Origin of the sequence: Escherichia sp. E4742 (assembly GCF_005843885.1) — a bacterium.
Taxonomy (GTDB): Bacteria; Pseudomonadota; Gammaproteobacteria; order Enterobacterales; family Enterobacteriaceae; genus Escherichia.
In genome coordinates this window covers 4515845-4535668 of record NZ_CP040443.1, presented here as the reverse complement: position 1 = coordinate 4535668, position 19824 = coordinate 4515845, and the positions used below count along the sequence as shown (strand labels likewise).

General features: G+C 47.4%; 22 protein-coding genes and 1 pseudogene. 4 read left to right on the top strand and 19 right to left on the bottom strand.

Annotation, left to right across the window (positions count from 1 at the left end):
- Positions 1–239 precede the first annotated feature (239 nt).
- Positions 240–1358 (top strand): porin OmpC, encoded by a 1119-nt coding sequence (gene ompC, locus FEM44_RS22115; RefSeq protein ID WP_130222724.1) that lies wholly within the window; start codon positions 240–242, stop codon positions 1356–1358.
- Between the two features lie 139 nt (positions 1359–1497).
- A complete protein-coding gene (gene uspF / locus FEM44_RS22110; RefSeq protein WP_135522785.1) occupies positions 1498–1932 on the top strand; it encodes a universal stress protein UspF in 435 nt (144 codons plus the stop codon).
- A 974-nt stretch (positions 1933–2906) separates the two neighbouring features.
- Here the strand turns inward: uspF and FEM44_RS22105 are convergent.
- From FEM44_RS22105 to FEM44_RS22080, 6 genes are read right to left on the bottom strand one after another with little or no spacing between them, the layout of a single operon-like run.
- The gene (locus FEM44_RS22105) at positions 2907–3512 is read right to left on the bottom strand and encodes a tail fiber assembly protein (protein WP_135522786.1); all 606 of its coding nucleotides are present in this window, start codon (positions 3510–3512) and stop codon (positions 2907–2909) included.
- Entirely contained in the window at positions 3509–4906 is a 1398-nt protein-coding gene (locus FEM44_RS22100; RefSeq protein ID WP_135522787.1) for a prophage tail fiber N-terminal domain-containing protein, read from the bottom strand. Before FEM44_RS22100 ends, FEM44_RS22105 begins: the two co-directional genes overlap by 4 nt.
- A gap of 22 nt (positions 4907–4928) precedes the next feature.
- Positions 4929–5474 (bottom strand): tail fiber assembly protein, encoded by a 546-nt coding sequence (locus FEM44_RS22095; protein ID WP_138159188.1) that lies wholly within the window; start codon positions 5472–5474, stop codon positions 4929–4931.
- A gap of 2 nt (positions 5475–5476) precedes the next feature.
- Positions 5477–6928, bottom strand: a complete 1452-nt coding sequence (locus tag FEM44_RS22090; RefSeq protein WP_135522788.1) for a phage tail protein — start codon at positions 6926–6928, stop codon at positions 5477–5479.
- The gene (locus FEM44_RS22085; RefSeq protein ID WP_089603081.1) at positions 6925–7551 is read right to left on the bottom strand and encodes a hypothetical protein; all 627 of its coding nucleotides are present in this window, start codon (positions 7549–7551) and stop codon (positions 6925–6927) included. The genes FEM44_RS22090 and FEM44_RS22085 overlap by 4 nt, the downstream gene beginning before the upstream one ends.
- Positions 7535–8761, bottom strand: a complete 1227-nt coding sequence (locus tag FEM44_RS22080; RefSeq protein ID WP_135522789.1) for a baseplate J/gp47 family protein — start codon at positions 8759–8761, stop codon at positions 7535–7537. Before FEM44_RS22080 ends, FEM44_RS22085 begins: the two co-directional genes overlap by 17 nt.
- Positions 8762–8782: 21 nt before the next feature.
- Here FEM44_RS22080 and FEM44_RS22075 point away from each other — a divergent pair, with 21 nt between their 5' ends.
- Positions 8783–9331: a hypothetical protein gene (locus tag FEM44_RS22075; protein WP_089540192.1), complete on the top strand. Its 549-nt coding sequence runs from the start codon at positions 8783–8785 to the stop codon at positions 9329–9331.
- A 22-nt stretch (positions 9332–9353) separates the two neighbouring features.
- A pseudogene (locus FEM44_RS22070) lies at positions 9354–9838 on the top strand (antA/AntB antirepressor family protein); the annotation flags it as partial.
- Here FEM44_RS22070 and FEM44_RS22065 read toward each other — a convergent pair.
- From FEM44_RS22065 to FEM44_RS22005, 13 genes are all read right to left on the bottom strand, one after another.
- Positions 9814–10161, bottom strand: a complete 348-nt coding sequence (locus tag FEM44_RS22065; RefSeq protein ID WP_135409930.1) for a hypothetical protein — start codon at positions 10159–10161, stop codon at positions 9814–9816. The pseudogene FEM44_RS22070 and the gene FEM44_RS22065 overlap by 25 nt on opposite strands.
- A 250-nt stretch (positions 10162–10411) precedes the next feature.
- Entirely contained in the window at positions 10412–11125 is a 714-nt protein-coding gene (locus FEM44_RS22060; protein WP_135409929.1) for a phage baseplate protein, read from the bottom strand.
- Complete coding sequence (locus FEM44_RS22055; protein ID WP_138159186.1) at positions 11125–12132, bottom strand: hypothetical protein; 1008 nt, start codon at positions 12130–12132, stop codon at positions 11125–11127. Before FEM44_RS22055 ends, FEM44_RS22060 begins: the two co-directional genes overlap by 1 nt.
- Positions 12132–12398: a hypothetical protein gene (locus FEM44_RS22050; RefSeq protein ID WP_000209262.1), complete on the bottom strand. Its 267-nt coding sequence runs from the start codon at positions 12396–12398 to the stop codon at positions 12132–12134. The genes FEM44_RS22055 and FEM44_RS22050 overlap by 1 nt, the downstream gene beginning before the upstream one ends.
- Positions 12395–13063 carry a hypothetical protein gene (locus FEM44_RS22045; RefSeq protein WP_096246994.1) on the bottom strand — a complete coding sequence of 223 codons (669 nt, stop codon included), beginning with the start codon at positions 13061–13063 and terminating at the stop codon, positions 12395–12397. The genes FEM44_RS22050 and FEM44_RS22045 overlap by 4 nt, the downstream gene beginning before the upstream one ends.
- 3 nt (positions 13064–13066) lie before the next feature.
- On the bottom strand, positions 13067–15055 hold the full coding sequence (locus tag FEM44_RS22040) for a transglycosylase SLT domain-containing protein (protein WP_135522790.1): 1989 nt from the start codon (positions 15053–15055) through the stop codon (positions 13067–13069).
- Between the two features lie 63 nt (positions 15056–15118).
- On the bottom strand, positions 15119–15736 hold the full coding sequence (locus FEM44_RS22035; RefSeq protein WP_135489333.1) for a hypothetical protein: 618 nt from the start codon (positions 15734–15736) through the stop codon (positions 15119–15121).
- The gene (locus FEM44_RS22030; protein ID WP_000613368.1) at positions 15733–16164 is read right to left on the bottom strand and encodes a hypothetical protein; all 432 of its coding nucleotides are present in this window, start codon (positions 16162–16164) and stop codon (positions 15733–15735) included. The genes FEM44_RS22035 and FEM44_RS22030 overlap by 4 nt, the downstream gene beginning before the upstream one ends.
- A gap of 23 nt (positions 16165–16187) precedes the next feature.
- Positions 16188–17525, bottom strand: coding sequence for a hypothetical protein (locus tag FEM44_RS22025; RefSeq protein WP_135522791.1), 1338 nt, complete (start codon positions 17523–17525; stop codon positions 16188–16190).
- Complete coding sequence (locus FEM44_RS22020) at positions 17525–18469, bottom strand: hypothetical protein (protein WP_135522792.1); 945 nt, start codon at positions 18467–18469, stop codon at positions 17525–17527. The genes FEM44_RS22025 and FEM44_RS22020 overlap by 1 nt, the downstream gene beginning before the upstream one ends.
- Complete coding sequence (locus tag FEM44_RS22015; protein WP_000762307.1) at positions 18456–18896, bottom strand: hypothetical protein; 441 nt, start codon at positions 18894–18896, stop codon at positions 18456–18458. Before FEM44_RS22015 ends, FEM44_RS22020 begins: the two co-directional genes overlap by 14 nt.
- A complete protein-coding gene (locus tag FEM44_RS22010) occupies positions 18893–19333 on the bottom strand; it encodes a hypothetical protein (RefSeq protein WP_000175376.1) in 441 nt (146 codons plus the stop codon). The genes FEM44_RS22015 and FEM44_RS22010 overlap by 4 nt, the downstream gene beginning before the upstream one ends.
- Positions 19333–19803 carry a hypothetical protein gene (locus FEM44_RS22005; protein ID WP_000780863.1) on the bottom strand — a complete coding sequence of 157 codons (471 nt, stop codon included), beginning with the start codon at positions 19801–19803 and terminating at the stop codon, positions 19333–19335. Before FEM44_RS22005 ends, FEM44_RS22010 begins: the two co-directional genes overlap by 1 nt.
- Positions 19804–19824 lie beyond the last annotated feature (21 nt).

Genomic DNA, 19824 nt, shown 5'->3' with positions numbered 1-19824 from the left:
AGGCATATAACCCGCGCAGAATAACCCATGCTTTATTAAATGTATAATTTTTATTTTGCATGATTCTCCAACAACCCATTCATCAAACTTATTGCTATTTCCATAGAATTATTTGATTAAGGTTTTACTTAAGGCGTAACAAATGATATTTATCTGCTAACTGAACTTCTCCTTTAGGATGTTTTCATTCCCCAAACAGGGGAAATTAAGGCAAATAAAATAACTAAAGGATTTATTCAATGAAAAGCAAAGTACTGGCGCTCTTAATCCCTGCCCTGCTCGCCGCAGGTGCTGCACATGCAGCAGAAATTTATAATAAAGACGGCAATAAATTAGACCTGTACGGCAAAGTCGATGGCCTGCATTATTTTTCTGATAATGCGAATAGTGATGGCGATCAAACTTATGTACGTTTTGGTTTTAAAGGCGAAACTCAAATTACCGATCAACTGGTTGGTTATGGTCAATGGGAATATAACGTTCAGGCTAATGGCTCTGAAAATGATAAAGGCGACTCCTGGACTCGTCTGGCATTTGCCGGTCTGAAATTTGGTGACTTCGGTTCATTTGACTATGGTCGTAATTATGGTGTGATGTACGACATCGAAGGCTGGACAGATATGCTGCCTGAATTCGGTGGCGACTCTTATACCAAAGCCGATAACTATATGACCGGTCGTGCAAACGGCGTCGCAACCTACCGTAACACCGATTTCTTCGGTCTGGTTGATGGCCTGGACTTTGCGTTGCAGTATCAGGGTGCGAACGAAAACCAGGTTAGTCATGAGCAAGAAGGTACTGCAAACGGTGGCAGTCGTAATATTAAGAATGCCAATGGCGACGGTTTCGGTATCTCCTCTACCTACGACTTAGGTATGGGGGTGAGCATTGGTGCTGCGTATACCAGTTCTGATCGTACTAACCAACAGGCTGAATTCTCTACTGCAAAAGGCGATAAGGCTGACGCATGGACGGCAGGGGCAAAATACGATGCTAACAATATCTACCTTGCAACCATGTACTCTGAAACCCGTAACATGACGCCTTACGGCAATTCAGCAAATACGATTGCCAACAAAACCCAGAACTTTGAAGTTACTGCCCAGTATCAGTTTGATTTTGGCCTGCGTCCGGCTGTCTCCTTCCTGATGTCTAAAGGCAACGATTTGGTCGGTACTGATGGCGATAAAGATCTGGTTAAATACGCCGACGTTGGCGCAACATATTATTTCAACAAAAACATGTCCACCTATGTTGATTATAAAATCAACCTACTTGATGAGGATGACAGCTTCTACGCTGCGAACGGTATCTCTACCGATGATATCGTTGCTTTAGGTCTGGTATACCAGTTTTAATCTTGCCTGCCCGCCGTTTGGCGGGCATTTTCTTCATATTTCTCCTCCCTTGATCTAAATTAAAAATGTGAACTCCGTCATTACACAAAATGAGTCATCTGGCGTTACACTTTATGCGGATACTAAAACAGGAGGTTTTATGAACAGAACGATTCTTGTCCCTATCGATATTTCAGATTCAGAATTAACTCAACGTGTGATTAGCCACGTTGAGGCAGAGGCAAAGATTGATGATGCAGAGGTTCATTTCCTGACGGTAATACCTTCGCTACCCTACTATGCCTCTCTGGGATTAGCGTATTCCGCAGAGTTACCGGCAATGGATGACCTGAAAGCGGAAGCCAAATCGCAACTGGAAGATATAATTAAAAAATTCAAACTGCCGACTGACAGAGTGCATGTCCATGTTGAAGAAGGTTCGCCAAAAGACCGTATTCTGGAAATGGCGAAAAAGATCCCTGCTCACATGATAATCATTGCTTCTCATCGACCGGATATCACCACCTACCTGCTCGGCTCTAACGCCGCTGCCGTAGTACGTCACGCAGAGTGCTCAGTGCTGGTCGTGCGCTAACACTAACGCCCGCAGACCGCTGCGGGCTTTTTGATTCATTTCGCAAATGTGCTGACATTTTCCCCTCTAATCCGTACCATACACGCCACAGTTTTTATATCAGATTTCTTATGCTGGGCGTTCCGGCATGACGCATACTTCTCTGATGCCATATAACGAATTGAGTCGCTATTAAATGTCGCAAAATCAAGAAATTAGTAAGAAAGAACAATACAATCTCAACAAGTAAGGGAAAAAATCACAACCATCTGACACATAAGTATTTTATTTGTTTTTCAATGTGTTAAGTTGAATCAGCGACTACAACAAGCCACGATAACCAACTCTTTTTTTGCCCCATTTCTGCCCCTTTTGCAGCGTTTTGCCCCATTTTTGCCACCATAAAAATCCTAAAAATACTCAATTCGTGAACTGCAGATTGCACCTCTGAATACTTTCCAATAGAATCCATTCCGGCTGGAAATTATTCAATATTCGCACTATCGAAAGTTAACCAGCCGACCGCAGCACGTTCTTGCATACGACGTGTCTGCGGTTTTTTTACATCTGCAAAACTGCACAAGACTCTTTTCATCCCCATGATTGTTTTAGGTCAAATTTCACACCGTTTCTTGTATTTATCTCATAAGCATGACTGATAAAGATTTCTACAATAAATGATGACAGGGGATTTATTTTATTGCGCTATCAGTAAACTCACCTGTCAGACACAACATCCACTCTGTACGCCTGGTACTCGTTGTGTCTTTAATTGAAATATCCCGTTTGTCAGTATGTTTGTTCAGATATTATGTTACCCCGTCTTTGTGTAGAGTCCTGTTATCCATGCTTTAGGTCTCGTTATCACGTACTTGAGACGGGGCTTTTTTTTACCATTCAGCAGAAGTCCGCTATTTTTCTTGCTCTAACTGACTACTAATTGGGCTTTAATAAATGGCGATTTGGTATTTCCGGCACAATGAAAGATGGGATTTTTACAACGCACCGGATAGCTCACCCACAATAAGAGGTTTGTCGGGAAATCTCACAGGTAATTCAGATGTGTCCGTCGCTTCAACTTTTTGGGCATACAACATCCACTCCCTGAGTGATTTTTTATCAGCTTCGCTGATAATCCCAAGTGACAGCCACGTTTGCCACAGCTGTGTTTTTTCCATTATCTCCTGAAGTAATTTTTGCTTCTCCCGTTCAGCGTCACGAATTTTCGCCGCCCTTTCGGCCTCGTCGTCTTTTATCCATTTCGCACCATCCCATCGATGGAATTCCCCCTCTGGCGGTAAAGTGGTGACATCATCCGGCAAAGCCCCCGGACGGGAAATGCACAATGTCTTCCCGGTGGCTGTGTCATATACCGTTTTCCCACGGTGGTCTTCAACAACTTCCCACTGTTGCTGTGCATCGTTGAAAACGGCAACCTGGCCGGGGCCAGCCTCTGGCGGTTCGATAAGCGTGCAGTTCGCCGGTAATCCTGTATTCGGCGGAATATAAACATCTCCTGCGCCTATATACTCTTTTGTATCAGCCCGTATGTTATAAATTTTCAGTGTCCGGGATTCCGGACTCATTTTGAAATTTGTCATGCCAGTCTCACAATGAAGTTAAACGCGATATTTTTAACTGTATTTTCTGCATTACCCGTCTCATCAACTGTGACATCATGACCATGCTCGCCCAGTGCCACGGTATGGGCGTGTGGGCCTATATTGGTACGATGTGCATGTGTACCGCCACTGCTGGTTGTTATATCCGCTATATATCCTGGCGTATCCCATTTTGTTCCACCGTTCCTTGTTGTTGTTCCAGCCCACACACCATTAACAATATGATTATGCTCTCCACCTGACTCTGTGCTTTTAGAGCCATAATCAAAGGAACTTGTCTCCCTTGAACCCAAATCCGTCGGTATCACCTTTGCTGTATGCCCGTGCCGCTTAACACCGTCCTCTTCAAGGGACAGAACAGCTCGCCCGTCGGGTTTGCCTTTTATTATCCACCCTCGCATATCAGGTATTACACCTGACGGAAATACAGCAGCCAGTTGTGGATACGCAGATTTATCGAATGGCTGCCCCTGCATTATTGCAAACCCCTCCGGGGGAATATCCGCTGGCCATGCAAAAGCTATCCCTGCCGGATAAGTACCGACAGATTTCAGTTCATCGACCGCTTTTCTGGCACTGTCACTGTACTCTTTTGCATCCTCTGAACTTTTCCTGGATTCGTCGGCAAAGCGACCAGCTTCGTTTCTTAACTGCGTTGTCAGCTGTGCATTCTGCTCCACAGACTGCGCTGCATCCGTTACTGTCAGGGTATTCTGATGCACCTGGCTGGCATTCTGCGCAACTTCTGATGCCAGACGCTCAACATGCTGTACGTTCTTGGAAACATCGCCTGCATTCTGCTGAATACCTGTCGCCAGGATTTCCACCTGCTTTTCAGTTTTCGCGGCATCCGCTGCGTGCTGTCCGGCACTTTGCGCGCAGCCCGCAGCAGCTTCGGCGCTCTTCCGTGATTGTTCTTTAAATTCCTCCGCCTTATTTTTATTGTCCAGAGCTGTGGTTGCTGCGTTTTTTGCAGCATCAGCGGCCGCTTCCGCTTTCTCCCTGTCACTGCTCACCTGTTCAGAGAGACGGTTGACCGTATCCGCAATTTCCTCAAAACGTTTCACCACATCCGGCTTCAGGTCGTCTTCATCAAGGGCGGTCAGAAAGTCGTTCAGCGTGCCGGGCTTTGAGTCGTAATAAACTGAGATATCACCAACACAGTACTCTTCGCGCCAGTCCTGCCGCAGATAAACGCAGTATTTTCCGACCTGCGCCTCGAACGAATATTCCCCATTATTTCCGGTCACCACGTCAGCAACTGTGCGCATCACCACTTCTGAGGTATTTACCCGGGATTTCAGAATTATGTGGCATCCGGACATGGGGATGCCTGCGCCATCAATCAGCGCTCCTGATATCACTACAGACATATTTTTCTCGCGATAAATAAAATCAGGAAGAGGCTTCCGGAGAGACAGGCCATTCAATGGCTCTGTATGAGGTTTTATCGGTGATAGTGCTGAAATCCATCGCCTGCAGCGATTTCGCGTATATACGCCAGGCTTTCAGCTTTTCTTTGTCTTCGTCGCTGATTAACCCCAGCAGCAGGTCTTTTTCCCATTCACCTGTCCGGAGGCTGACCTGAGCCAGAAGCGACTCACGCTCATCTTCCGCTTTAAGTCTGTAATCAAAAACAAACTTATCATTGCGGTAAAACCAGTAGTCATTTTCTTCAATTCGACGGTATGCGGTAATATCAGGCAACTCGATAACACTCATTCCCTTCGGGTCAATGCCAGTCACGTCCTTTTCAACGGCAAATACCCTGCCTGAAGGAAGGTACGCAATCTTGATGGTATCAGGAGAGAACTTTTTTTGTTCCTCGTACCAGTTTTCCCCGCTCTCAGAGAACAGCCACTCAATACCGTGCTCTTTTGTCAGTTTGTATTGCTCTGCCGTTTTTGGATTACCGGCTGTAATATTTTTTAAATGCAGCATAATTAAAGCGCCGTCACGTTATACCAGGTTCCGTTAATTAATTTCTGAAGTGGACGGTAGCGCATATATGTTACGTGCGTCCCGCGACTCCCCCATACGTCAAGCGTTACCCCGGTCATTACACATCCTCCGGGAACATCTGTCGTCTGTGACGATGCTGTCGGAGAAGCACCCACCGAGCCAAGTCTTATATCCTGCACGATGCCTGTTTTCATCTGATAACGAGCATCAAAATTGCTGTAATTACCCGGTATAACCTGACCGCCTCCGGCGGTGATATTTCCGCTTGAAACATTTAAACCTCCGCCGACAGTCAGCCCGTTGCCCATCGTGACTGCGCCAGTGGCATTATTGATACAGAATGGCCTTAGTCCGTTATAGCTCCCAATGCTGTCGCCAGCATTGGTTAACATAAAATATGTGTTCGCACCGTCGTTTCTGACAAAAAAACCGTAATTACCATAAGCGATACGAAAGCCGTTTGCTGATTTTGATACAACCTCACCATTGATGATGGCATTCACCAGAACATACAGCGCATCCAATTTTAGATTCATCAGGTCTTTGGTTGTGGTTCCAGACTTACTCCGCCACTTGAAATATTCGTTTCCATTATCCCCCGTTTCAAACCACAGATATGAATCGGTGTCTGAATCCGAATCATTTTTAAACCCAATCTTTGCCCAATCTGTATTTCGAATCCACGCAAGGATTGAGTCATTTTCAAACGTTAGCCCGCCCGATAATGCATCACCAGATTTTTTTACATATCGCAGATCAAAATCCGAATAAATATTGCCGGGGTTTATCACACTGAAATAGCTTTTCTCACTATCAAGAAGGCAAATTAAGGGAATGCCTTTAATGATATCGTTCGCTACCAGCTCGGACTGGTTCCCCTTATAAAGTGGGAACGTACCAAGAACCTTTCCGCCCAGTGTTAATTGAAGCGTCGCGGCGTTGGTATTGTTCTGAACGGGGAAAACGATAATCGGGGTTCGTAGCGTCCAGTCCGAGCCTCCATTAACAAAAAACGTCGCGGGAAGTTCAAGCGTCAGTGCATTTGCAGTGCCGCCAGCAACACCCGCAATATAATGACCACTCTGAAGCTGCGCTATCTGTACGAAATAGTTTTCCGATCCACGCGTGGCAAAGTTAGCCACAACGTCATTAAGGGACCAACCTTTCGCGGTTGTTCCTTCCTGCCCACGAATGACTTTCAGCACATCACCGCTTACCGATACCAGGTGACAAATCTCAAATGCAGACTCTTTATTATCGGTAAGCGTAATTTTTGCATAGACGTGTTGCCCGTTTGATTTATTTTCAAAATCGGCAGAAAGCAATTTTGCAAATTTAGCCCCCGTACCAGGCATCACCGGAATATCAGTCTGAATCGTCGTAATATCACCAGCCAGTGCTGAAACAACGTTATTGCCGAATCCAAGAATCATTTTTGAATCACCGTTGTTACATAGGAATAAATAAAAGGGAGTTTTACATATTTCTGGTCAATGGCATCTTTCAGAAAATAGCCGATGCCATCGCCATACTCTGGTATCTGAACAGAAAAAACGCTGTCCAATACTGTCACACTCACATCAAAAGTGTGCTGCAACGGCGGGTCTATTCCGTTTTTTCCATGAATGAACCGCGCCACACGGCGCTTTAACCAGTCAATGCAAAAATGCGAACCGTCAGCCTTATAAAAATTCCACGTTAATATTCGTTTGAAATAATCATCAGGGACATACGATGCCTGCCCCGGAACGTAATTCCGCATTGCTGCGTACGGGATCGTATTGTATTCAATGGTATCGTATGCACCGCGCGCAATAGCCTCCTCTGAAACCTGTAGTAAAGGTCTTTCAACACCGTAAATACCAAGTGCTATCCAGTCCAGCAACTGCCCGGTTATTGATTCCGATGTCCAGCATGGCAATGCCAGATTGTTGAGTGAATCGAGGTATTCCTGAGCAATTTCATTGTATGCTTCAAAGAACGCAACAACATTCGGATCATCTCTGTACTGCACAAACGGATAAGCAGGAAGAATTTTCTCAGTCAGATATTGCATACTTGTTGACCTGAACCTGTGATGCCACCGTTGAAAAATAGGAATAGGTATCGCCATAAACCAGGCTTGTGTCTTTCGCCGGAAGAACAATATGGCCGTTAATACCAATGCTCACACTGATTGTTGAGATCAATGTTGCATCAACCAGCAACCTGACAGAACTGGTAAAAATATCCTGGATACGCAGAAGATTTATCGGGTGTCCGACTTCAATTGAATTGATGTAATCAGCAACGTTTTGCTGCACAGCCATAGCAATACCCGCCGGATCAACATAATCATCTGACACCGTGTTCCAGGTGATTAGCACCATGACGTTTTGTGATGACGGGATAACGAACGGCACCTGATAAACATCCGGCGAAACGGTTATTGAAACCGTGCGTTTTTCCACTGCCGCACCGGATGGATTGCTTACATCGTTGGTCAGTTTCGAAATATCCGGTACAGATTTGTAAATCGCATAAGCCACATCATACGGATCACCGCCACCAACAACCGCAACCCATTTCCCCAGCGACGACTGCCGGAAAGAAATCAGGTTTTCTCGCACACCACTTACTGATTTGAGCATCGCTTTAAAGCAATCCGGTGTTCCCTGCACACCAAACATGCCGGACTCCATGACTTCGGCGCGGTAAGATGCCCACGTTTGCGCCTCCTGACCGGGCATTCCTGCGCTAAGGTTCGTGCACTTTACAGGCTGGTCTTTTGGTACTGAGGTAATGACCTGCGTCACAGTCCCTTCCGGTACAGCCCATGATCCTGACGTTGTAGCCACACAGTAGACTGGCTCAGTCTGCCCGCTTTCTGGTACCACCGTATCGCGGGAAACTGCATACTGGTAGTTACCGTCACCAACCACAAACCCTTTAGGGATGCCAAACCCCGGCAACGCCTCAAACACCACGTATACCGCCGTATTTGTACTTAATCCCTTCTGTGCTCCATAAATGTTTCCGAGTTGCATCAGTAACGGAATATTCGCGCCGTATGGGCTTACGGAGTTAATAAGATCAATACGCGCCTGGTCTATTAATGCCAGCGCCCCGACTGCCGTGCTGGCAAGGTCTGTAATAAGTCCCGCCGGAAGGTTGGCTGTATATCCAGGTACTTTTTCAGCAACTCTGGTGATAAGATTTGCGAGTAAATCATTGGGTGGCGTAGGCTGCGCACCCGCACTGGTCATAGTAATTGGTATTTCTGACATAATTAATCTCAAGAGGATTTTATGAAATTTAACTCATTAGGGATTTTGATTAGCTCACTGCTATTTTCTGGTGTTTCTCATGCAATTGATGCCACAGAGAGAATGAATGACATTCAACAGTTCGGTAAATGGTATTATGCTGAGTTTACCATGCCTACCACTATGGCTTATCGTATTGGTGTTGAATCCAAATTGCCGCAGGATAAATCAACTTTATTTATTGATATATCACCGTTAACTCAATGTGAGCCCGGTGATGTTACTGTCAATCATTTTATTGGATATAAACAAATGGATTTACCACCGTTCCTTCCTGTAAGCTATAAAATCAGTGGACAACAAAAGCAGGACTCTATAACAACCCCATCTATCAATGAAGGTTACTTGTTCAGTCCTATTAGCTCATTAAAGATTAGTGATTTGTTAAAAGCTAAAGGGAAAGGTAGTTTTTCTTTTTGGTACACTCCGCCAGCTGAAAGCAAAGAAAAACCACAAAAAATATTCTTCCCATTAGATGGCCTCCCGGAGGCATATAAGGCTGCAATAAATTCCTGTAAAGAAAACATGTAAAATCAGGCGGTAATTATTTATGATGCACGCCTTTCTCGAAGTAGGTAAACGCTTTGCTACTTGGATCACCGAGCGAATCAGCGAGTATGAATTCGTAGAAAATCAGGACTTTTTGATTATTTTCCAAAATCGGGAAAAAATAGATAGAAGCAGACCAGCTAAAGACTACCACCTCACCCTGGACACCGCCAAAGAACTGGCAATGGTCGAGAGCAACGAAAAAGGCCGCCAGATCCGCCGATACTTCATCGAGTGCGAGAAGAAGCTGCGCGAAGAAACCACCAGCACACAATCCCCTCTGAATGTTGACATCATCATGCGCGTCAGAAACGGTTCTGTTACCCAGATTGAGCACCACAAATCAGGCTCAGTTATCACAATAGAATTGGCAATTCACTTACTACGCAAAAGTGGATGGATTGCCATGCCTTGCGATGAACTTCTTGACACCCCCTGGCACAACTGATGCCCGAGAACTTGCCTCAAACCGGAACCTGCGTCCGGTAACTGGTTCCGTTAAAAAACACAACATCAACGTTATAGGTGGGGTTCTCTGCCCCATCTACCTTTGAAATTGCCAGCGATGCAAAATACCCGGCAAACTGTTGCTGAACCATGTTCACGTAGTAGTCCGGGTAAATCTGCTGCACGATGCACTGCTGCGCTGGAATACCGTAATTCGCGTAAAACGGCGACTCCCCCAACCCCAGCTTTAACGTCTGAATGAGCGTCGTCAGCCAGCCGTAGGAGAAATCACCGCTGGCGTCAGATTCTACTGCAACCCATTTTTTGTTGCCGTTCGCGTCGGTGACGCGGCCCCATGTTCTCATCGTGCCCTCACCACCATCGGATCTGGCCAACAAAATAACCAGACGCCAGAATCAGAAAGACCAACCAAATAAGCAAAAACTTCCAGGTGGATAATTTTTCAGCCATAACTCGAATCTCCCGAATCAGTTTGCTAAAATCAAACACGACTTCTCCTTGCCTTATTCAAGGTCAGAAACAAAAAGCCCCGACTGCTGCAACAGTTCGGGGCTTTCGCTTTATGGATAGAATTTAAAGTGAAATAAACCGGTATTAACCCGGATTTGGTTGCTTCGACGTGATCGTGCTGCCGCCGCTTTGAACGCCAGTCACATCGTGGCTGTGGCCGCTGGCGCTCACGCCGTTGATAACTGCATCTTTCTCGACCTTGAGAGGGCCAATCAGCGAAGCGGTTGTATCCTTCATTTGTTCTTTGTCCTGGACGATTGGACCGTTGAGATGAATTTTCCCGTTCATGAAGATATCTTCGGCCTCGAGGTAAACAGCTTTCGACTTTAGCCTAATTTCTTCCGGTGCCACCGTTACCGAGCTACTGCCGTCCTCTGTTTTGAGGATCGCGCCATCTGGACCGTACAAAACGATTTTTTGCGGATCTTCGTCGGACCAGTCCTTGTTTGCCAGTGGCACGAAAAACAGTGGAGTGAGCGACATCGAGTAAGAGAGCGTCGCCATACCGGTTCCCAACCCGGACACACCGCGCAGGGATACATCAGCGGCAATTGTTACTCCTCGATCGCCCGGCTGTATCGGGTAACGGATATACGGGAATGTGGCGACAGGGATTGTTATCTGCGGAAAGTTGATCCCCTCCGGCAGCATATCAAACTGAACTGTCACTATCTGCCCGCTGACACCGACAACATGGCAGGGCAATTCACGACCTTTAAGCTCGGCTTGCTGGTTACCAGAACTGGTCATCATCTCCGACAGCGTTCGGAGAAACGGTAATTTTTGAGCGTTTGACATTACACCCTCGCCCAGTTCTCAGCATATGCCTCGAATACCGTCACCCAGGCATCGCCATCGGCTGTCAGATACGAACCAATATGTCTGACCGATTTCACAAGAAATTTCCCGGTGAACGTGGTCGAATTTTTTGCGATAACGCCAGGAGCCGTTGTATTAGCCATCACAATCGTCGCAGCGCCTGAATATAGCCCCTCCGGCAGTTTAACCACATCACCACATCTGATATCGCCCCTCATAGGGCATTTAAAGCTAACGGTAAACGGCGCTATCCATGTCGGCTGCCCGACCAGTTCATGGGCATGAATTGTTTTTGGCTCACCCCACTTTGCCGATGCGTTATCGTAGATTCGTATTCTGTCGGAAAGAATACTGATGGCGATTCCGCTATACCTTTCATTACGCATCATCGCAATAGAGGCGTTTTTTACGACCATAGCCAGAGAACCAATCTCCGTATATTTACCCGTCCACGGCTCTGGCAAAACCAGGTTGTCGCTGACTGTGCAATCAATCAATTTATTGGGATATGCTTTTTGCAAAGCGCGGACTAAAACATCGCCAACCCTTTCGCCTGCTTCCCCCTGCCCCTCAATTGAAAAAGGTTTACCGTCATCGGTTTTGCGTATGCTTGGATTTATTACCAGGTTTAAAGTCTGGTTCGTGCCGATCCAGTTGGCATAGGCCAGATAAATTTCACCATAGATTACCTCCCCCTGTTGATCCTTATTTGCCAGTGGTAACCCCTGAACAAAGCCTGCTTTCATACGGACCAGACCCCCCTGCAAGCTTACACTTTGCTTCAGCATGTCAATTGGTAATCCATAGATCGTCAGCATCGTGCCCGAACAGACTACATCCAGGCCGGTTACTTCAAAGTCAAATTCAACATGCAACCCACATCCTGGTGTTTCACTGGTATCAAAAGGTCCAATGGGTTTTCCATTGCTATCCACTGGCGGCTTGCCTGTTTTAGGATTAATAATTTCCAGTCGATAATAACGCATTACGAAACCTCAAACTGATTCGTACTTTCGCGAAAAACAAGTTTCCCCGGTGAGCAAGGCAGCGCCAGATTGATGTCGTAACTGTCAGGTGACGCAATCAGCGGCATGTAAACAATCACGTCTCCAGAACTGTCTTTCAGTTCCAGGTAGTAACGATTTGCATACAGGTTAAACGGAACGCGGGCGAATGTTTCATATTCTCCGATTCTGGCCGTGAACTGAAACGGACCTCGCCCGTCTGGTTTGAAAGGAATTAACGTTGTCATAAGCCAATACCAAACTCCTGCACGACCTGGTTCTTAATACCTGACCACGATAGCGGCCCGTCTGACGGCATCCCTTTATCAAATTTATCCAGAACGCTCGCCAGCGTTTTTACCGTTTGTTCGACAGACGATAATGGTTGCTCAAACTCAATCTGCCAGGTGTGCTGAACCTGCTTGTTCTGCTCAGAGAAACCGGATGTATCGATAAACGACCGCATCAGACAGCGCGTGTAGATAAACGAGGGAGTCAGAACGGTGTAGCAACCGCCATACTGGTTATGCATATCAAGCGCCATTTTCAGCGCCGTAAACGTCATCCCCTTAGTGGTGTAGCCACCGTCCTCCGTTGATGCCGGACGGATCATCTGCATGACTACCCGATTGGGCTTCCTGACGGTCGCATTCGCTGCCGTTACCTGGTTATAGAAATTCAGGTTGCAAATATCCTGCTGGACCAGCGTTGTCCCGGCCATTGGCGTGAATGCCGCCATCGAGCGTGTATGAATCTCTCCATGCAGCAGACCGTTCGCGATACTTAGTCCTTCGGTCAGAACAGCAATCGGCATCACCCCGCCGGGAATTTTCGACGCTATGCCATCAACTAAAAGAATGGGCGAAACTTCAAACGCCAGTTTGAAAGCTTGTCCAAAGTAATTAAGTGACATCTTTTACCCCGGTATTTGTTGCGTTCCGGCGAGTTGTGCCAGTATGTCGGAACCCGGCGATTGTCGCACCTGAAGCTCAATTATTGCGCGGGCATTTTTGCCAGCACCCTGAAGGTTATCTCTGGCATTTCTTAGCTGATTCATAATACCAGGGTGTTGATCCAAGGCTCCCTGTATCTGAGGCAATAATTTAATTAAATATTTTACAGTCTCCATTCTCAAACTTAGATTTCCATCTCTATCAATACGACCTCCGTTATATGCCGTAAGCATTTTTGCCACATCGCCTTTATAACGCCGATTCAGATCATTTAAAAAGCGGCCAGCCGCAAGAGTGGATTTATTTGGGTCATAAACATCATCACCCACCAGACCATACTGTTTTGCGGTGCTATCCCAGAATTGCCACAACCCCTTAGCGAATCTACCTTTTTCATCTGGAGTTCCTCTTGCCAGAGGATTCCACGAAGATTCAACCTCCGCGATAGCTGACATCATATTTTTAGGAAGTCGATAAGTATTATTGGCTTGCTCTACAAAGTTCTGAATATTTCTCTTTAAATCATTAGGCATACGGTAATTTTTATATACATCATCCTGTTTATAAAACTCACCCGTATACTGATTTGTCATCGGGTTTGCTCCCGGCAACGCACCACCGAGATATTTATTTCCAAATGCCGCAAGAACTGGATCTGCCTGTTCAGCACCAACTCCGGTTCCGGGGAGATATTTATCTTCCCCACCGATCCATTTGATAGCTGACCATATTGCTTTTGCAATCCGGCTCACCGCCAGAGAAAAATCGTCAAGATCATTTTTAAATTGTTCGCTATTCAGCCACTTACCAAGTTTCTCCAGCCCTTCGCCAGCCTCAGTGAGAATTTTTTTAAAATTCCCACCATTCAGAAAACCTTCAATATTGGATGTCAGCCCATCAGATGCACCTCTGATTAGTGGGTTATATCTGGCGAGAGCTGCATACCAGGAATTTGATATTCTGTTTCCATTTACCATCAGGTTACTCACCGTGTCCTGATAACCTGACTGCATAGCTGGCGTGAGGTAAGCGCCGAGTAACCTGGTATTTGCTGCAAATTTCTCATTCAGTTGGGGGATCTTGTCCAGATTCGCTTCCATCTGGTTAGTTGTCGCGACTTCAACAAATCCAAGCCCTTGTCCGTTGAGAATCCCCTGAGTAAGTCCTGAACCTTTATATTGCTTAACGAGAGATGCAAGCGCGCTCATAAGTTTGGGCAGATTCTTTGCAGCACCATCTCGCGGATCAATTCCAAGACTAACCAGGCCAGCATAGTTTGGATCGTTCGGGTTTTTCTGTGCGTTAGCCAGATGCTGAACCAGCTCTTCTGTGCCCGAAAAATATGGCGAATAGGTGGCACGTGCGGCCTGCATTTGGGCGGTTTCCATCCCTAACCCCTGAGCCACGCTATACTGCGCCGCGACTTTGCTTGCCATATAGCCGTAGCCAAACGGCCCCGCTACCCCTATTGCAGCTATTTTCGCCCCCCACGAAACCGTGGTTTTAAACAGGCTTTTTAACCGGGAATTAGTCGTTTTAAGCGTTGAATTGATCTGCTTGTAAGTTTTCAGCGTCTGTTTGGCGTTTTTCCCCAGCCCGCTGAGGTACTTATCAAACATCGTTTCGCCGCGACCTTTATAGTTGCTCACCAGCGAATCCGCTGTTTTTCCGCTGCCGACAAAGCGCCCTTTTTCATCCCTTAAACGACCATCAGTGGGTGCTACCGGAACTGGCGCGGATGAAGATGGTTTTCTGGGAGCCTGATTGACTTCTCCACCTGTGGTTGTCTGACGGGATCCACCTCCTGCATCTGTATTCGAAGGTATTTTAATCGGCGCCCCGGCAGGGCCAATCATCAAGCCGTTGCGATACTTTTCAAATATCGCTTCAAGCCGCCTGAGGTGCTCTTCATTTACATCCAGCGTCAGAACAGGCATCTGATTATCTGACATTCAATAACCCTCCCGGCGTCGTGCATTTACGCAGCTCACGAAACTGAGCTGCTGTTTTTACATTCAGACCGGAATTTGCCCAGATGTCGCTGAATCCGTCTCCGGCTGAGTAGTCGAGGATGTCGCTGATAACGTGCTCGCCGTCGCGCCAGAACTGGCGACAGGCTTCAATGTCGGCAATGAAGCAATCCATTCCGTAAGACTCAAGGATGAAGTGCAACTGTTCCACATTCCACTGACTGCCAGCATCATCTGCTCCGTCTGCTCCGGTGTGTTTATCGACGAGACGCATGTAAAAAAAACGAGTTCACCTGCCACATCATCAAATTCAACGATGCCGCGCTCCAGCGCCATATCAAGCGGGATCGTGTCGTAGCCTTTCCCTTCGGCTGGGTAAACCAGATTCGCAAGGCGAATGATTTCATTCACGAGCGTATTGCGAACGCCCTTTTCGCCATCCCAGATATTCATATCTGAGGAGATCCTTTCCAGCATAAGGCAGGCGATACGCGGACCCGCAACGACGCCAAGACCTTCAGAAAAAATGGCAGAAAAGGTTTTACTCAGGATGAAGAAATGCTCTTTAAACACCTCTTTGCTGATCGGCGTGGCATGGATCCAGCCATTACCCTTTTCTGTCCGGACAGGAATAATCAGATTCAGATTTCGGGAGATTTTCATACCAGATCCCACATTTCAGAGTTGATGTAATATGTACCGGTAATGGTGATGGCCACTCCCGGCTCGCCCCCGGCGAAGGTCATATCCTGCACATTGGTGATCGCCGTGTTATAGATATCGAAGTCACCGAACACCGTGCTGTCGCTATACACTTTTGCGTCGCCGATCGTGGCGTTCTTTTCCCATTGCGCCTTGAATTGTTTTCCCAGCGCCTGGCTACGCAGCAGGTGAACACGCGCCTGCAAAATCATGTATGGCTGCGGCGACTGCACGGCTCCCGTCATAGCGGGTAAAAACTCCGTGATATTGCCCTGAAAGGACAATTCGACGCCTTCTTTTGCCAGAAATGAGGCGGACACATTCAGTTCGGAATGAGAGGTGAATTTAACGCTGGCGCGAACCCGGTTAAGGGTGCCAACGGGGATCATTGGATTAGGCACGGTTCAGTCCCTCACGAAAGCTGCATTGTCACATTGATGTTAAAAATGATTTCGACAAATCCGCGCATCGGCGTATAGGTGGCCGACAGGCCTGCATAACGCCCGATACCGTAATCATTCGGATTAGTGTTGATATACTGGCGGAAAGGCACTGCATCGACGACAGGCTGGCCGTTGACCAGGCCGTAAGATACGCCCGTATTGAACACCGCCTGTGCGACCTGCTGTAGACGGTCGATCCCGTCCTGGTTGTAGTAAAGCGGGTTAATTGGGTTATTGCTGCCGTTGATCACCGTGTTGGCGAGCTGCATATCGACATTAATCTGCACCCAGTCCACGGAATACCAGTACGTCATATCGTTACCGTCACTGGTAACGCCTTTCACCAGAATCGTGTTGGAAATTCCACCCTCAGCCCCCGTGTCGACGTAGTTAATATTCTGCTTCGTCATTGTGGTCAGAATGGAATTTTTGCCCTTGTGGGCGTTTACCGCCTGCAGATAGCGAAATGCCATCGGCGGCACCTTGTTGATTTCTGAAGGTGATGCGGAAACATAGTTCCACATTACGGCTGCTGCCGCGTTTGTCGCCGGGTACGTATCATCCGCCGTTGCAATAACCGACTTAATACCGGCATAAGGCGAAACGTAATTCGTGTCGTCCGGCGTTTTCGTCAGCACGAAGAAATACTGCATCGCTTCGTTGGCGGTGTGGAGTTTTGCCAGACTGATAAATTCTGCGTCACCATCCCACGGCTGCGGCACCAGATACGCATAAAACCGCAGGAGCGGATCTTCCATATAAGCTTTCAGTGCAGCGATTTCCTTACTGACCCCGCCTTTCTGTACTCCCAGCTCCAGCAGGTAAATCCCAACTGAATTTCCCTGGGCAAAAAACATGTTTACTGCCGTCACCAGATTTTCACTGCCGACAATGGAAAACTGCTCCAGTGTCACTGGCGAACCGGAAAGCTGAGAATCAGCAATCGTCCAGGTCAGTGTTTTTTCATCCGTGACGGTAGCAGAATATTCGCCATTCCACGCGTCGGGCGAACACCCGGAAACAACAATTTTCACCTCAGAACTGTTTTCGCGTCGGATGTTGCTCCCTTCCGGAAGCGTCATCGTAACGGTGACGTTTGCCGCAGATTTTCCTGCGGCAGCCGCCGACAACGCAGCAATCGGATTTTTAACCAGATCGTTAATATCCTGATTGCTGGTGAGTAATACAGGCTTCCCCGGCTCATGAGTCGTGGAGCCAAACGAGAGAACCGCAGACATCTGCTGCAAATTCGAGGGTATAGCCCCGATGGTCTGGGACACATTCACCGTGACGATATTAAATCCCATTATTTAACCTCATATTTACAAATAACTTTTTCAATCAACTGCCGGGATATTTCCTGGGCGGTGCTCTGGTAGTAATTCACGTCAAAATCGACAATCTTTTTCTTCGCCAGAGCGTTGATTTCAACCTGTCCCGACTTTGCGTCCTGAACCACCGGAATATTAGTTACACCAAACTTTTCCTCCTCCAGCGCCCTGTTCACCACCGAGTCGACAAGATCCAGCGCCATTTTGTTGCTGAATCCGTAAAGCGTCAGGCGAACCGAATCCTGGACGAGCTGGAATCGCTCACCACCGAAAACAACGGGAGCCACCTGCAACGGAATGCTGTTGCGAACATCCACCGCGATATACGGAGGACGAAGGTTCTGAGGTACCAGGTAAGACGGATACACGGCCGCGGCATCTTTCATTTGCAGCCAGATCGGGATGCTGTTGGAGATGATCTGCTCGTCGCTGATATCCTCCTCGCAGTCGATAATCTGAGAACGCATAGTTGGTAAAATCGCCATGCCGCGATAATGAAAAATACCCGACTGCTGATAGCGGCTCTCCATTCGTGAAAAAGCGAACTGGACGCCGCAGTACTCACCGAGATAGATCGCATCGGGATTTTCCACATTAAAATCATCAACCTGCTGAACAGGCGTGAAAATAATGTTGTTCACATCCTTCGAGACAGACTCGTCCTGAATCGCAATAACCTGACGATGCAGGCTGCCTTTGATTTTCAGACGAGTTGGTGACTCAATATTCAGGCGACACAGTTCATCGCAACTGATGATTTCCGCATTAACCCAATAGACAAAACCATCCAGCGGCAGAACCTGCCGGACATAAAGCCTGAATGTGATTTCCTGGTCTGACGAGATGGTTTCAACTGCGGATTTAAGAACGGATGAGAGCTGCGAACTGTGCTGTTCGGCTAATTCCTCAAGACTCGGCATTGTTATCTATCCACGCTATAAAGCTGCCCTTAAACAGGCCGCCGTCTATGAATGACGGACGCCGCTCCCCGGTATATTTGTCCTTAAGCCTGGAGTTAACGCCCAGTAGCGCGGCCTGAGTTGGCACAGGGTTTCCGTTAATCGTCATCCCGGCCATTTCTTCAGTTTCAAGAAAAATATGGAAAATCTTCTCAGTCCCTTCCAGAAAATGCTCGCCTGGTAGCGGAGCCTTATGCTTAAGGTGATTGACCAACTGGTACGCCAGTTCAGTACCTGCCTCCTGGATAATCTCGTCCTTATGCATTTCCCAGAAGTGCGTAAAAATTTCGTATCGCTCCTCGAGGTCACAGGCCACGTCAAACGTGGTTTTTCCCGGTTCGTCGCCGTAGTCATACGGCTGGTCGACAACACCAAAACAGAGTTTCATGGCGTGTAACCCCATACTGTGCCCATCTGCATCAGCACCGCAACAACCTGTCGTCCATACGGATCCTGCAACATCTGCAAATCCAGCAAAGACAGATTACTCAGCGCGTCGCTGATGGTGATCGAACCCGATGTCCCCTGGTCTGCTGCCGCGCTGACAAGCCCGGTAGCCAGTTTCCCAAGGTTGAGTTTTTTTCTCAGGTCAGCAAACCACGAGCCTGGGGCGAAATTCAGGAGGAATGAGGCGGCAGCGTTATAAACCGTTCGCACATAGATGATGGGTAAACGCTCCAGCCCCTGATCGTGAGGGATTAGCTCCATTGCAGACTGAAAGCAACATTCCAGCGTCGGATCATCGTCAGCAATAGCGTGAACCGGTACTTTCATGTCATCACGAACAAAGCGAATAAATCCCTCCAGTGACGGACGCAGGGTCATTATTTTTTAACCTTAATATTTCGCTTTGTGCTGGGCGGATTTTCCTGTTCGGTGTTGATCGCTTCCCCGGTGATTTCCATCTCAATACCGCCAGGTTGAGGTTTTTCGCCGCTCTGAATCACTGCCTGATCCACCGCGTTATTCAGCGATACGGCGCTGGCCGCGAGAATTTCCTCTGACATGGATTCCAGATTTTCCGTTTTCTGCTCCGCGCAATCCTCAATGCGACCGACGCTCACAGGTTTATCGATGGAATAGCAGATACCGGAAAAATTCTTGTCCACCTTGTCACAACGCTGAAATCCGTAAGGTTCATGCTGTCGGATGATGTGGTCGATAATATCGGACTGATTTTCGATCATATGCTGACGTCCGGACGGAATTGTCACACCGAACGACTGCGTTTTTTCGGGGAGTTTGTAGTTGAACGTGTGCGGCTGACGTGAGCAGTTAGCGATGTAGAGCTTCATAAATTTTTCCCACAAAAAAGG

What these genes read in the sequence shown, in the direction of transcription:
- FEM44_RS22005 (WP_000780863.1), bottom strand. Translation starts at nt 19,803, where the DNA reads ATGAAGCTCTACATCGCTAACTGCTCACGTCAGCCGCACACGTTCAAC.
- FEM44_RS22095 (WP_138159188.1), bottom strand. Translation starts at nt 5,474, where the DNA reads ATGCTGCATTTAAAAAATATTACAGCCGGTAATCCAAAAACGGCAGAG.
- FEM44_RS22060 (WP_135409929.1), bottom strand. Translation starts at nt 11,125, where the DNA reads ATGTCAAACGCTCAAAAATTACCGTTTCTCCGAACGCTGTCGGAGATG.
- ompC (WP_130222724.1), top strand. Translation starts at nt 240, where the DNA reads ATGAAAAGCAAAGTACTGGCGCTCTTAATCCCTGCCCTGCTCGCCGCA.
- FEM44_RS22025 (WP_135522791.1), bottom strand. Translation starts at nt 17,525, where the DNA reads ATGGGATTTAATATCGTCACGGTGAATGTGTCCCAGACCATCGGGGCT.
- FEM44_RS22105 (WP_135522786.1), bottom strand. Translation starts at nt 3,512, where the DNA reads ATGACAAATTTCAAAATGAGTCCGGAATCCCGGACACTGAAAATTTAT.
- FEM44_RS22020 (WP_135522792.1), bottom strand. Translation starts at nt 18,469, where the DNA reads ATGCCGAGTCTTGAGGAATTAGCCGAACAGCACAGTTCGCAGCTCTCA.
- FEM44_RS22030 (WP_000613368.1), bottom strand. Translation starts at nt 16,164, where the DNA reads ATGATCCCCGTTGGCACCCTTAACCGGGTTCGCGCCAGCGTTAAATTC.
- FEM44_RS22065 (WP_135409930.1), bottom strand. Translation starts at nt 10,161, where the DNA reads ATGAGAACATGGGGCCGCGTCACCGACGCGAACGGCAACAAAAAATGG.
- FEM44_RS22085 (WP_089603081.1), bottom strand. Translation starts at nt 7,551, where the DNA reads ATGCAATATCTGACTGAGAAAATTCTTCCTGCTTATCCGTTTGTGCAG.
- FEM44_RS22055 (WP_138159186.1), bottom strand. Translation starts at nt 12,132, where the DNA reads ATGCGTTATTATCGACTGGAAATTATTAATCCTAAAACAGGCAAGCCG.
- FEM44_RS22090 (WP_135522788.1), bottom strand. Translation starts at nt 6,928, where the DNA reads ATGATTCTTGGATTCGGCAATAACGTTGTTTCAGCACTGGCTGGTGAT.
- FEM44_RS22010 (WP_000175376.1), bottom strand. Translation starts at nt 19,333, where the DNA reads ATGACCCTGCGTCCGTCACTGGAGGGATTTATTCGCTTTGTTCGTGAT.
- FEM44_RS22050 (WP_000209262.1), bottom strand. Translation starts at nt 12,398, where the DNA reads ATGACAACGTTAATTCCTTTCAAACCAGACGGGCGAGGTCCGTTTCAG.
- FEM44_RS22040 (WP_135522790.1), bottom strand. Translation starts at nt 15,055, where the DNA reads ATGTCAGATAATCAGATGCCTGTTCTGACGCTGGATGTAAATGAAGAG.
- uspF (WP_135522785.1), top strand. Translation starts at nt 1,498, where the DNA reads ATGAACAGAACGATTCTTGTCCCTATCGATATTTCAGATTCAGAATTA.
- FEM44_RS22100 (WP_135522787.1), bottom strand. Translation starts at nt 4,906, where the DNA reads ATGTCTGTAGTGATATCAGGAGCGCTGATTGATGGCGCAGGCATCCCC.
- FEM44_RS22080 (WP_135522789.1), bottom strand. Translation starts at nt 8,761, where the DNA reads ATGTCAGAAATACCAATTACTATGACCAGTGCGGGTGCGCAGCCTACG.
- FEM44_RS22045 (WP_096246994.1), bottom strand. Translation starts at nt 13,063, where the DNA reads ATGTCACTTAATTACTTTGGACAAGCTTTCAAACTGGCGTTTGAAGTT.
- FEM44_RS22035 (WP_135489333.1), bottom strand. Translation starts at nt 15,736, where the DNA reads ATGAAAATCTCCCGAAATCTGAATCTGATTATTCCTGTCCGGACAGAA.
- FEM44_RS22015 (WP_000762307.1), bottom strand. Translation starts at nt 18,896, where the DNA reads ATGAAACTCTGTTTTGGTGTTGTCGACCAGCCGTATGACTACGGCGAC.
- FEM44_RS22075 (WP_089540192.1), top strand. Translation starts at nt 8,783, where the DNA reads ATGAAATTTAACTCATTAGGGATTTTGATTAGCTCACTGCTATTTTCT.